5 protein-coding genes are annotated in these 10,658 nt (G+C 65.3%); 3 read left to right on the forward strand and 2 right to left on the reverse strand.

Features of this window, described 5'->3' with window-relative positions; all coding sequences use genetic code 11:
• The first annotated feature begins 35 nt into the window (after positions 1-35).
• The 3 genes from ACFQ36_RS06420 to ACFQ36_RS06430 all read left to right on the forward strand — a co-directional run bounded on the left by ACFQ36_RS06420 (position 36) and on the right by ACFQ36_RS06430 (position 7,513).
• Entirely contained in the window at positions 36-3,659 is a 3,624-nt protein-coding gene (locus tag ACFQ36_RS06420) for a CDP-glycerol glycerophosphotransferase family protein (RefSeq protein ID WP_377011777.1), read from the forward strand.
• Between the two features lie 76 nt (positions 3,660-3,735).
• Positions 3,736-5,394, forward strand: coding sequence for a hypothetical protein (locus tag ACFQ36_RS06425; protein WP_377011779.1), 1,659 nt, complete (start codon positions 3,736-3,738; stop codon positions 5,392-5,394).
• Between the two features lie 313 nt (positions 5,395-5,707).
• Positions 5,708-7,513, forward strand: a complete 1,806-nt coding sequence (locus ACFQ36_RS06430) for a fibronectin type III domain-containing protein (protein WP_377011781.1) — start codon at positions 5,708-5,710, stop codon at positions 7,511-7,513.
• Between the two features lie 19 nt (positions 7,514-7,532).
• Here the strand turns inward: ACFQ36_RS06430 and ACFQ36_RS06435 are convergent, their stop codons facing one another.
• Both ACFQ36_RS06435 and ACFQ36_RS06440 read right to left on the reverse strand, forming a co-directional pair.
• Positions 7,533-9,017, reverse strand: coding sequence for a CDP-glycerol glycerophosphotransferase family protein (locus ACFQ36_RS06435; RefSeq protein ID WP_377011782.1), 1,485 nt, complete (start codon positions 9,015-9,017; stop codon positions 7,533-7,535).
• On the reverse strand, positions 9,014-10,658 hold a 1,645-nt coding region (locus tag ACFQ36_RS06440; RefSeq protein WP_377011783.1), incomplete at its 5' end, for a CDP-glycerol glycerophosphotransferase family protein. The genes ACFQ36_RS06435 and ACFQ36_RS06440, both read right to left, overlap by 4 nt.

Consider the following 10,658-nt stretch of genomic DNA (forward strand, 5'->3'; position numbering starts at 1 on the left):
CGGCGCAACGTGGGACAGTGACAAGGAAAGACAGCATGGCAACAAGCAAGCAGGACACCGCCCAGGCAATCCGGTTCGGAAAGTACGGGAGGCGGTGGAAGAGGTTTGTGCCCCGGAGCATTAGGAAGACCTCCAAAATGCTGCTGGGCCGTGGGGCGGCGCGGCAAAAGCCCGGCCTGAAGGACCGGCAGCCGCTGTTGTCGGTCATCGTTCCTGTCTACAACGTTGAGAAGTATCTGGCCGACTGCCTGCAAAGCCTGAGCAACCAGTCATACCGCAATATCGAAATAATCGTTGTCGATGACGGTTCGCCCGATAATTCATTTGCGATTGCCAGCAAATTTGCCTCGCTGGACCGCAGGATCAGGATCGTGCGGCGGGAAAACGGCGGCCTGGGCGCCGCACGGAATACCGGTATTGCCGAGGCCCGGGGCGACTACATCACGTTCGTGGATTCCGACGACGAGATCCCCGTGGACGCCTACGCGCAAATGATGGCCTCTGCCCGGCTGACAGGCTCCGAAATCGTCATTGGGGCCATGGTCCGGAGCCGTAACGGCAAGATCATCACTCCGGAATGGGTCAAGCGCGTCCACGGCGAGGACCGGCTCGGGATTAATGCTGCGGATTTTCCGGAGATCCTGCGGGATTTCTATTCCCCGAACAAGATCTACAGCAGGGACTTCTGGCAGCGGCAGAACTTTGCCTTCCGCGAGGGTGTGCTGTTCGAGGACCAGCCCGTCATCACCAACGCACTGACGTCTGCCCGATCCATCGACGTCCTGAAGGCCACCACCTACCGCTGGCTCATTCGCGAGGACGGTTCCTCGCTCAGCCAGAACATGTACACGGCCGAAAAGATCCGGTCCAGGTTCGAGGCCATCCAGCTGACCAGGAACTACCTGGCCAGTCTTGATGATGCCGAGATTACCAAGGCCTGGCAATGGACCCTGCTGCAGTACCATTTCCCAAACTACCTGGGACAGTCCCGCTCACTCGACCACGAAGCCTACGACGAACTGATCCGGATGATCAGGTTTGTCGTTTCGGTAGAGGAGCTGCTGGAGCATTCGAACGTTTCTCCGCAGAACCGTGTCTTCGTCTACCTGGCGCTGACCCAGCCCAGGACCGTCGTCGAGGAATTCCTTAACCGGCGTGGACGGGATCTGCGGTCCCATCCGGTGGAGCACGACGGCGAGGACGTCTTTGCTGTTCTGCCGTTCACCTCCGAGCCGGAATACGCCGTTCCGCGCAGCCTGTTGCGGATTCCGCGGGAGGACCTGCAGGTCGAGTCCGTCCTGGACCGGGCCAGATGGCTGTCACCGGAGAAACTCGAGGTGTCCGGGTGGGCCTATTTGACGAACACGGATCCGCGGCAGAAGCCGCAAACCGTGCACGTCGTCGTCCGCGACACCGAGCGCGGGGAAGTCGTCCGTGTTCCCGTGGCGCGTGCGCACAATCCCGAAGCGACTGTCCGTGCCCGGCATCATTGGGTGAACCATGACGACTCCGCATTCACCGCAGTTGTCGATCTGGCCGATCTGCTCAAGTCGCTGCCGTATGTAGACGGCAAGATGGCGCGCTGGTCGGTCTCCGTGGAGGTCAGGCTCGGCAACCTTGTCCGGGAGAGCCCCTTTACCTCCCGGACCATGGGCGGATCCGCCCAGTCGTTGTCGATGAGCCACAGCCAGGACCGCGTGGTCCTGCGGCCGAAGTGGCATCCAGAGGCCGGCCTGCAGATCTTCGCCGACCGCAGGGCGGCCGTCGCCCGCAGCGTTCGGATCGACGGGTCCAGGGTGGCCATCCAGCTGGAGAGTCCGTCCTCGGAATTCATCCCCGTGGTCGCCCAGGTCAAGGCCAGGAACTCGGATCTGGCCCGCACCTTCCCTATTGGCAACACTGCGACCGGCAACTATACGATCGACCTCGACATGGACGAGCTGGTCTCGCTGGGACTGCCGCTGATCATCTTCCTCGTCGATGCGGCCGGTGTCCGGCGCAAGCTGCATGTGGGATCCGCTGAATCCGTGACCAATTCAGAGGAACAGTTCGAGATCAGCCGCTCGGCAACCGGGGTCATGTACCTGGGAGCGGCCGTGGAGAAGATCGTCCTGTCCGGCTGCTCGATCACCGATGACGGTTATTTCGTGATCGAAGCATCCACGACTTCCGGGAGCGAGGCGGGGGTCTTCCTGGAACTGGTGTCGGCTAAGCAGTCGTCCCGGCCGGTGCGGGCCACCAGGGCCGGTGGTTGCATCCGGTGGTCCATACCCCTCAACCAGGCCCGGCCCGGGACCGACCAAGTGACCGTGCTCCCGCAGGCTTGGTACCGGTTCGTGGCCTACCGCATGACGCCCCGCGGGAACCGCGTCGCCCTGCCCGTGGTGACCGACCAGGCGCTGACGGAACAGATGCCGCTGCGCCTGGAGACCGCACGCCTGTACGGGCAGCTGCTCAACCGGGGCGGGGCCGCGGGCATCCAGGTCCAGGCAGCGCTGAGCCAAGCAGATCGTTCCGTGTACCGGCGGACCCAGCACCAGGCAGCCTATGCCGGCGCTACCCCCGGACTCAAGGACGCGATCTACTTTCAGTGCCTCATCGGTGACTGTGCGACCGACAGCCAGTTGGCGATCCACAATTACCTGCGGAAAAACCATCCCGAGATCGAGACGTACTGGGGCGTTGTCGACTATTCGGTTCCCTTGCCGGACGGTGCGATTCCAGTGGTCATTCATACCGCGCCCTGGTTCGAGGCCTTGGCGACCTGCAAGTACATCTGCGTCAACCACGAACTGCCTTCCGTCTACGAGAAGAAGCCCAGCCAGGTTGTGATCCAGACCTATCATGGCCATCCGTTCAAGCTGATGGGGCTGCCGCGTTGGGAATCGCAGAACGTCAGCGCCGCGCAGCAGGCGCGAAACCTTGAGGACCGGAACCGTTGGGACTACTTGTTGTCGCCCAGCCCGGACGCCACAAAGCTGTACAAGGAGTGCTTCCCCATCTCGGCGGAAATCGTCGAGGCGGGACATCCGCGGAACGACGTGCTGGTTGCCGACGAGGCCGGGCGGCGCGACGTCGTCCGGAAGCTGCTGGGGATCCGCGATGACCAGACGGCGGTCTTGTATGCACCCACCTGGCGGGACTACGAGGCGACGAACCCGTGGGTATCGCGCATGGTCGAACTGCTGAATCCGTATGACCTCGCCGCGACGCTGGGTGAGGGCTACGTCGTGCTTCTGCGGGGCCATCCTGCGCATCAGCGGCATTCCGGAAGACCGGTCCACCAGACCGGTGTGGTCGTGGTGACGGATTATCCCGAAATCAATGACCTGATTCTTGCCTCGGATGTGGGCGTATTCGATTACTCTTCGATCCGGTTCGACTATTCGGTGACCAGGAAGCCGATGCTCTTCTTTGTCCCGGATGAGGAAACGTACTTCGAGAAGACCCCGCCGCTCATACCGTACGGGGAGACGACGCCGGGACCTCGGGTGTATGACAACGACGAGTTGGCGGCCGGGATCAAAGGGCTGGACGAGTACTGGGAACGGTACGGTGCCGAATACGATGCCTTCCTCGCCAGGTTCAATCCCTTTGATGACGGCGAGGCTACCAAACGGTTTGTTGAGTGTTTCCTGCACGGCGTGGCCGGCGCCTAGTTCCCGCGGACAAGGCACTGGCCGGATGGCCTGCGGCTAATGTCGCCCACCCGCATCAAACAAGGATGTATTTTTCATGCCTCATGAACGGCCATCCCGGCTGGTTGTACAAACCTCTCCGGTTGTCCTGCCGCGGGACAGCAAGACATTCCGCGAGCCTCCGCGGCCGGTCGAGAAGCGGCAGGCCGGTTACGAGGACCAGTTCGATTCCCACACGCTGCTTTACGATGTGTTCCGCAGCGATCGGCGAATCGTGCTTTCCGGCCCGCCGCTGCTCAACCTGCTGGAAGATTTCCAGAATTCCGTCGTGACGGATTCGGCCGGCAAACCTGTGCGGGCTGTGTTCCGGGACATCGACCGGACCCAGCAGTCTTCCGTCTGGGCCACGGAAAATACGGAATACCTGAACTTCAATACCGCTTCCCTTAATTTCTCCACGGCCGTTGGCCAAGACCTTTCCGCGCTTTTTGCCGGCAAGCAGGCCCTGCTGACGAAATCGAAAAATAACAACCTCGTCTGGATCCGTGACTGGGTCAACTTCCACGTTTCGGAACAGGGCGTCGACGCCGTTGTGATCTACGACAATGGCTCCACGGACTATGCTCCCGAAGACGTGCTTGAATCCCTCAACGGCATCCCCGGCCTGGATGTAGCCGTGGTCGTCAATTGGCCCTTCCCCTTTGGTCCGCAAGGTGGAAATTGGGCCGGGTTGAAGGGTGCACCCTGGGATTCCGATTTCTGCGAATATGGCATCCTGGAGCACGCCCGGTTCCGGTTCCTGCGCCAGGCCAGGGGAGTCATCCAAGCAGATGTCGACGAGCTGGTCATCACCGACGGAGTGAAGACGGTGTTCGAGCTGCTGGACGAAGCCGGGAGCTCGGCGCTGCTCTACGCGGGACGCTGGATCGAGACGGCCGGAGGTCCGGCGGCAGGTGTGCCGCGGTTCTCGGATTATCTGTACTATGACAGCCGCAGAAGCGCGACAACCGTGAAATGGACGGCAAGTCCCGCCAGGTCCGGGACAGCCGAGCAGTGGAAAACCCACGTCATTACCGGCACCACAACTACGAAGACCGAGTTGGTGACCCACCGGCATTTCATGGGGATAAGTTCCAACTGGAAGACGAAACGCACCGGCTCGAAGCCCGTGGATCCCCAATTCCACGTCCTGGATGAGGTTCTTCGCGGCGCCTTGGCGCGTGCGGCCGGCAGGATGACCGAATCGGGGACGGAGGAGCCTGCGTTGGCTGCCGTTGGCCGCGTTCCGGCCAAGCCGGTCCTGGAGGTAATCCGCGAGTCGGTCGGCGCTTCGCTGGAGACATTCGGATCGCCGGACCGCGTCTGGTTCTACCGGCCCACGTGCCTGGTACTCGACTATTCGTGGGAGGGTGAGCCGATAGCCGTCGACCTGGTGACCGTTGCGTCCGGAATACGCGTCGTCCTGCACGGCAGGACGGCTGCCGCCAAGGCCGTCGTCGACGCTCTCATGGACGGCAGCGGAATAACGGCTGAAGGGGGCAGGTTCGCCCTGGGCGTCCTGGCACTCGATCGCAGCGACGAAGAAATTGTGGACGAGCTCTCGGCCATGGTCGGGAAGGCCCTGGGCCTTGGTGCCGAGCCGGCAGCCAAATCATCCGGCCTGGCCGGCGCCGCCGTGCCGGGAGCTGACGATTCGGATCAGTCCGCAACCCGGTCCCCGCGCAGGCTCGCAGGATTGCTCCGCCGGTGGTTCTAAGCCCGCCCTGGCCCCGGCCGGCTGCCTGCTGAGCAGCCGGCCGGGGCCAGGGGAACCTCCCAAGTCCCCTGAACTTCACCGCGTCCGGGCGGCATTGCAGCCCGGATCTTCAGGCTGTCTGAAACCAGCGCCTACCGTGCCCTGAATTTTGCGCAAAAGTCGCCCCCTGCCTTGATCTTCCGGGTTTACATTTGCCGCCAAGAAGCGCCCTTTTCCATCTACATCAATGTAGTAGGAAGGAGCGACGGGGGTGAAAATCCAGGCCTGTCGGTTCTTGACGTGCATGCTCGCCGGTTCACTTGTGGTTGCCGGGATGTGGCTCCAGGCGCCTGCGGCCCAGGCTGCGGCCAAGCCGGCCCGGCCGGCCGGTGTGAAGACCACGAAAATCAACTACGAGAGCTTCAGCTTCAAGTGGAACGCCGTCTCCGGCGCCACCGGCTACACGGTCAGGGTGGCCACCAATGCGAAATTCACGTCCGGGCGGAATACGCTCCGCACCGGGAAATCCTCGGTCACGGTAACCAGGCTCAGGAACTGCGCCACCTACTATTTCAAGGTCAATGCCCGGACGGGGTCGGCCGCCGGCGGAGCCTACTCGGCCACCGGGAAGGTAACGCTCAAATGCTACGGTCCGGAGCGGCCCTCCGGCATCGGGAAGTTTTCCACCATTACCGTCAAGCCGAAGTCCGCCACGAGCATCGGCGTGAGCTGGACCAGGCCCAAAACAGCTGCCCGCTATGAGCTGTGGCGTTCCACGTCCACGGATTTCAGCACGGACGTGGTCAAGGTGAAGACCGGCAAGACCTGGTACGTGGACAGGAATTTCAAGGCGCAAACACCGGGGAAGAGCTACTACTACCGGATTTTGGCCTTCAAGTCCGGCAGCAGCACGGTGCGCTATTCCAAGAAGTTTGAGGCAAACCTGGCGCCAGCCGTGCCCACCGGGTTCCGGGTCAAGGGCAGGGCGGTGAACGGGGCCACCCTGACCTGGAACCGCGCGGCCAATGCCCGCCAGTACGCGGTCAGGACCGCCACCGACGCGGGGTTCACCAGGAACGTGAAGACATTCATCACCACGGACGGCCGCAACCGGCTCGCCGTGAACACCCTCGCTGCCGGGAAGAAGTACTACTTCAGGGTCCGCGCCCTAAACGGGAACAAACAGCACATCGCCCGCAGCAGCTACGGCCCCGCCGTCTCGGCGACCACGCTCAGCTCGGGCACCCCCTTGACCGTCCTGTCCTTCAACGTGCTCACGGCGAACCTGGATGACGGCGTCAAAAGCCACAACTGGACCACCCGCAAGCCCGCCGTCGTCGACACCATCGGAGACAGCGGCGCGGACGTGGTCGGAGTCCAGGAAGCCTATGCCACCGTCAAGTACCCGGGCGTGGTGGATGCCAGGCCGCAGTGGGAAGACCTGCGGCGGGGGCTGACGGCCCGGGGCTACCAGCGCGCGTTGTCCGGCACGGACGGACTGTACGGCACACAGTGTGGCAGGTCGGGTTGCGCCCAGGACGAGTACCTGATGGACGGCAACCACATCTTCTACCGCACCTCCACGGTCCGCCCCATCGGCAAGGGCGGGAGGATCAAACTGTACAACCCGGACGGCAGGACCAGCGGATACACCGCCGCGTGGCAGGTCTTCGAAAAGCGGGACGGCAGCGGCGTCCGTTTCCTGGCCGTCGACACCCACTTCTACTGGGCCGGAATCACCGCCCGCGGGAGCTACGAGGCCGCACGGACCAGGCAGGCCAAATCCCTGATTGACGCACTCAAGACCGTGAACGCGGGCAAGCTGCCCGTCGTCATCGTGGGGGACCTCAATTCCAAGCCGTACCATGACCCCGTCACCGCCATGATGGCGGCCGGCTATTCGGACGCCGCCGGGGTGGACGTGCCGCAGACCAGGGCCAGGTACAACAGCTTCCACGGCTTCAGGAATCCGCCGCCGAGCACTTGGGGCAACCACATCGACTACGTCTTCGTCTCGCCCAATGTCTCCGCCAAGAAGTGGGAGCTGCTGGCGAACCTGGACGCGAAGACGGGCAAATTCGTGGGCCTTATCCCATCCGACCATCACGCCATCAGGGCCCGGCTCACCCTGCCCAGGTAGCGGATCCGGTGCAGGCCGCTCAGGCCGCCGGCCGGGCCGCCAGCACCTCCCAGACCGCATCGTCAAAGGAACCGCTCTGGCTTTGGTAGGCGCTGCCCAGGTCCCGGCGCGGATTCCGGCCCTGCCGGGCGGAGCCGAGCAGCAGGTCCAGCTCTTCGGGGCGGAACAGCAGCTGCGCGGCCTGCAGCGAGGGGTAGCGGCCGGCCAGGTCCTCCTGCGGCCCCGCGATGACGCCGATGGGCTTGTCCGTCGCCGTGTAGTCCACCAGCACGCTGGAGACATCGGTGATGAGCGCGTCCGAGGCGTTGAAGAGCTCCACCAGGTCGGCGTTCCGGCCCTCGGCGGATTTCATATGGCCGCTGCCGGAACGGATCAGGAGTTCGTCGACGGCGGCCACCAGCCTGCGTTCCGCCGGCGTGCGGACGCTGAAGGGGTGGGGCCGGAACAGGACCCGCACCCCCTGGTCCAGCAGGCGCTGGATGAACGGGCCCGCCAGCTCAAGGGAACTGAGCGTCGAGGCGTTGTTGTAGCCGAGCCAGGTCGGGGCGTAGAGCACCGTCAGCGGTTCGTCCGGACCGCGTTTGCGGGGTCCGGGGCGGACGCCGCGCAGCTGCGGCCGGCCCACGACGGCGAACTTTTCCTTCGGGATCAGCACGTTGTGGGCGTGGTACCGCTCGATGGCGGCCTGCCCGGCCACGAAGATCTTGTCGTACATCGCGTGGACCGGATGCGCAGAGATTTCCTTGTCCGAATCCCCGTGCCCGAGGTACACGTGGGTCAGGTGCCGGTAGCTGACCATGTTGATGTTGGAGGCCACGGAATTGACGTAGAAGACTGCCCGCACGGTGGGGGAGATGACCTTGTCCAGCTCGGCGGTATTCAGGCAGGCGATCAGCGGTATCCCGGCCAGTGCCGGCCGCTTCCGCAGCGCGTCGGCGGCCTCGTTGTGCCGGGTGACGACGGCGAAGGGCAGCTGCAGCTCTTTCAGCGGCCCCAGCCACTGTTCGATCTGGTACGCGCCGCCGTCCTTGCGGCCGGTGTAGATCAGGAATACCGGGCCGTAGCCATCCAGCGCCTTCTGCACGGCCGGCCAGCGGCGGCCGCGCTGGCGGGCCAGCCAGAAGGCATAGGCGCCCACGCCGGCGATGGCGGCTCCCACGGTGGCCAGCCACAGGATCCACCACAGCATGCTCCAGCCGGCGTTGAGGATGGCCGCCGTTCCGAGCAGGCTCGCCCCGGCCAGCACGCTGGGAACCCAGGCCTGCGGGGCGGAGGGCAGCTTGACGCCGGGCAGGCCGTAGGCGGTGACGTGGTGCACCGCCAGCACCCGGTGGGTTACCGGGACCAGGGCGATGCTCAGGGCCGTGCCGACCCCGCCCAGCAGCACCCAGCCCCAGCCGGCCGAGCCTTGGAGGGCGAACGAGGCGGCCAGGACGCCTGCTCCGGCACCGAGCACCAGGGAGCCGGCGGTCCGGGGCAGGACGGTGCGCAGGATGGCCTTCACAGCGGCCGCCTCGGGGCGTCGATCAGCTCCCTTGCGGCGGTCAGGAAGCCGTCGGCGTAGCTGCCGGCCGGGAAGTCGCCCAGGTAGTACACGCGCGAGGCTTCCCGCTGCGCGGCCAGCGGGTCGTGGACGAGCAGGTTGTCCAGGGCTTCATCCAGGTTGCGCAGGTCCTCCTCGATCACGTAGGCGGCCCGGGAGGCCGGTGCCTCCTCGGCCAGCTCCTCGATGGAGCGGCCGACGGCGACGATCGAGAAGGGCTTGCCGGACTGCAGGTAGTCGGAGACCATGGCGGACACGTCCGAGACCATCGCGTCCGAGGCGTTGAAGCAGTCCACCACGCTCATCTCCTGCTCGGCGGCCTTGCCGAAGACATGCTGCCGGCCGGTGGCCGCGGCGTCGGCCGCCAGCAGTTCGCCGATCTCGGCAATCCACGCGGCCGCTTCGGGGAAGCGGTAGTTGAACGGGTGCGCGCGGAAGATCACGGTGCAGCCGCGGGCCAGCAGGCCCTCGACGATGCCCCGCCCGCGCGGCAGCGAATATACGGCGGTGTCCGCGTAGGGGCCGCGCCAGGTCGGGGCGTAGAGGACCGTGGGGTTCGGCCCGGGCGCCTGCCCGCGGACGATGTCCTCCACCTGGGGGCGCCCGACGATCCGGAATTTCTCCCGCGGGATGTCCACGCCGTGGCGGGCGTAGCGGTCCACTCCGGCCTGGCCGGCGCTGAAAATGTGGTCGTAGATGGCATGCACCGGGTTGTAGCAGGCAGGCTTCTCCGAGTCTCCGTGGTTGAGCCAGATGTGGCGCATTTCGCGGCGCTCGATGAAATGCGTGTTCTTGACCGCGTTGTTGACATAGAACGCGGCCTTTAGGCTCGGCGGAATGACCTCTTCCAGGCTCCGCAGGGTAGGCCGGTGGATGACGGGCACGTCGGTGATCGCGGCAATGGCGCGCATCATCCGCATGGTCCGCGCTATCACGATGTAGGGCCTGCCGATCCGGTCCAGGTAGGGCAGCCACATGCCGGCCTGATACCCGGCGCCGACGTTGGATCCGAAGTAGAGGGCGAATTCCGGAGCCAGCCGTTCCACGGTCTGCGCCAGGTTCGCCTCGTGGCGCAGGTTGCGGTAGCTGCGGTGCCAGCCGGCGGCCAGGACCTCCGCGCTGGCAACCAGCAGCAGCACGGCCAGCACAGCGGCGGCGGCCGGTGCAGCGGCGGGGCCGAAGAACGCGGCCGCGAAACCGGCGGCAGTGCCGGCCAGGCTCGCCGCTGCGACGGTGCCGCGCGGCAGGAACTCGAAGCCCTGGGTGTTGATTCCCGGGAGGTTGCGGGCGTCCAGGCCGCGCGGACGCCACGCGGTCACGGCATAGCGTTCCAGCACCGTGGCGGCCAGCCAGCAGGCCAGTCCCGCCGTGAGCCAGCCGGCCGTCCCGGACCAGCCCGGGGTGCCCAGCTGAAGGATCAGGGCCAGGACGAGCAGGGCCCGGGCGCTGAGGCTGCTGCCGAGCATGGCGTTCAGCGAGCGGCGCCGGCGCAGGGCCCGCCGGTGGAAGAACAGGGACACCGCCGCAGTGGCCAGCCCGGCTGTGCAGACCAGCGCGGCCGGTGCGCCGAGCAGGTGGCTGCACCAGGTAGCCACGGCGCCG

It is taken from the genome of Arthrobacter sp. GCM10027362 (assembly GCF_042679445.1).
Classification (GTDB): domain Bacteria; phylum Actinomycetota; class Actinomycetes; order Actinomycetales; family Micrococcaceae; genus Crystallibacter.